At 65.6% G+C, this 1,786-nt stretch carries 2 protein-coding genes; both read right to left on the bottom strand.

What is annotated here, in order from left to right:
* A partial coding sequence (locus tag VMR03_RS18900; protein ID WP_325408023.1) for a N,N-dimethylformamidase beta subunit family domain-containing protein occupies positions 1-1,245 on the bottom strand: 1,245 nt, incomplete at its 3' end.
* A gap of 163 nt (positions 1,246-1,408) precedes the next feature.
* On the bottom strand, positions 1,409-1,786 hold a 378-nt coding region (locus VMR03_RS18895), incomplete at its 5' end, for a prolyl oligopeptidase family serine peptidase (protein WP_325408021.1).

Raw genomic sequence — 1,786 nt, 5'->3', positions numbered from 1 at the left:
CACGCCGAGGCGCGGTACGGCGCGGGGCAAACCGTCTTCGCCGAAGGTCAGCGGGCAGCCGTCATTCTCGTAGCCGACGAGACGGCAATCGTCGCCGAAGACGTCGCCCCAATAAAGGTCCGCCCCTTCGAGCGCCCAGTGATTTTCGTTCCAGACCGTATAGCCGCCGATGCCGCGCGAAACGCAGAGGCCGAAGCGGTGATAGCCGCCGAAGAGAAAGGAGAGACCGGTGAGCGCGGCTTCGGGGCGGCCGACCCAGGGGCTCGACCAGAGGCCTGAGGTGAGGTGGCGCTTCGCGGGATCGGACGCGAAGGGGTCTTCGTCCTCGGCGCGGCCCTTGTAGGCGACGAAGCTCTTGCCGCCGTCTTCCCAGCGGCATTGCCAGTAGCAGGAATTGCCCGAGAGGATGACGGCGTGGCCGCCGGCGTCGACATAGCGCTCGGCTTCCAGGCGCTCGCCCATGCTCCAGTATTCGCTGTGGCCGATGAAGAGCGCGGCGGCGTAACCGTCGAGGGCGCGGGGTTCGGCTTCGAGATCGTAATCGGTCAGATAGTCGAGTTCGTAGCCCGCGTCTTCCGCCCAGGCGACGAAGGCATGTTCCCATTTGTCGGTGAAGCCGGCCGGGCAATCCCAGCCCTGGCCGCCGGCGAGGACTTCGTGGATCACTTCGCCGGGCATGGCGCGCTCGCGAAAGCCGCGCCGCGCCTCGCTGACGATGCGGTGTTTCTCGGAAACGGGCTGCATCATGCCGGCGGGGAAGGGACGCGCGCTCGAGAGCCGCGCCGCGACGACATGCGTTGCCTCGTCGGCGGGGACGGGCGCGGGCGTCGGGCCGCCGATCCAGACATAGGTGTTGGCGCCGCCCCACCAGTTGTAGGCCTGATAGGTGTTGGTCGCGAGGACGATGACGGCGCGCGCCTTCGGCGTCACGGATTTGACGACCAGCAGGTGGCGACCGACGGCGCCATCGGCACCCTTGAGCAGGATTTCGTAATAGCCGCTCTTCCAGTCGCCGACGGTGAAGCGGAAGGCTTCGGGCCAGCCGCATCCGTGGATATGGGCGTTTTCCGGCGCGGCATGTTCGCCGACCGCCACGGCCTTCTGCTCGAAGACGATGTCGCGGGTTTTTGCGAGGCGGGCGATCTCGATATCGCAGACGCCGCCGGTCGCGGAGAGATGCAATGCCACGCTTTCGCCCGGACGCGCGCTCAGGCGGTCCGAATAACCCCAGATCCAGTTGCTCATCGGTGTTCCTCAACAGTATCAGTAACTATCGTTTTGCCGATTAGACACGGGGAGGGGTGGGCTTCGCAAGCCCGGCGTCATTGCGAGGCGCGAAGCGACGGAGCAATACAGAAGCTGCGAGAAAGAACTGGATTGCTTCGCTCCGCTCGTAATGACGGAGAGGTCAAATCTTCTCCGTGACGGCCAGCGCGAAGGCGTAGACGAGGGCGACTTCCTTCAGGCGTTCGAAGCGGCCGGGGGCGCCGCCATGGCCGGCTTCCATGTTGATGCGGAGGAGCGTGAGGTTCCTGTCGGTGCGGAGCGCGCGGAGCTTCGCCGCCCATTTCGCGGGCTCCCAATAGGTGACGCGCGGATCGGTGAGGCCGCCCAGCGCGAAGATATGCGGATAAGTCTGTGGGCGGACGTTATCGTAAGGGCTGTAGGACGCCATGTATTCGTAGGCTTCCTTGCTCTCGATCGGATTGCCCCATTCGTGCCACTCGGGGGGCGTCAGGGGCAGGGAGGCGTCGAGCATGGTCGCCATCACGTCGACGAAGGGGAC

This window comes from Parvibaculum sp., from assembly GCF_035511255.1.
Lineage (GTDB): Bacteria > Pseudomonadota > Alphaproteobacteria > Parvibaculales > Parvibaculaceae > Parvibaculum.
This window is presented reverse-complemented; position numbering and strand designations above follow the sequence as displayed.